This window comes from Actinomadura formosensis NBRC 14204 (assembly GCF_001552155.1).
GTDB lineage: Bacteria > Actinomycetota > Actinomycetes > Streptosporangiales > Streptosporangiaceae > Spirillospora > Spirillospora formosensis.
Map to the genome: position 1 here is coordinate 1 of NZ_BCQQ01000336.1, position 520 is coordinate 520.

Below are 520 nucleotides of genomic sequence, written 5' to 3' on the forward strand. Positions count from 1 at the left end.
CCCGCCGATACGGCGAGGACCGGCCGCCCGCGATGCGGCGGGCGGCCGGTCCGGAAGTACGGCGAGGGTCAGACCCGCCAAGACTGGACGAGGGCGTCCAGCGTGGCCTGGTCGTAGACGATCCCCTGCGAAGTCAGTTCCTGGGCGACGAGTTCGCCGTCGCCGTGGTGCTTGGCCAGCAGCCGGTACACCGCGTACGGGAACCAGTGGTTGTCGCTGATTCGCTGGATCTCGGCCTCGTCGCAGCTGTAGCCCTGGGCCCTGACCTCGGCGAGCGTCCCGGCCACGTCCCCATGCCGCCGTTCGAGGATGTCGATGACGAGCGAGCGCAGGTTCTCCGGGGACGGCCCGGTCGCGGGCTGCTCGGTGGCGGTGCCGTAGGAGCTGCGTCCGTTGAGGCTTGCGGGGCTCGCGGCCGCGGCGGCGCTCACCACGGCCAGCTTCGGCTCCGGCTCCGGCGCGGGCGCCGGGGCGGGCGTGGGGGCGGGCGGCTCCGGTGCGGCGGCGGTGGCCTGGGCGG

General features: G+C 74.6%; 1 pseudogene. It reads right to left on the bottom strand.

Going from position 1 to position 520, the window contains the following annotated elements:
• Nucleotides 1–68 precede the first annotated feature (68 nt).
• Nucleotides 69–520: pseudogene (locus tag AF1_RS35595) on the bottom strand (hypothetical protein); the annotation flags it as partial.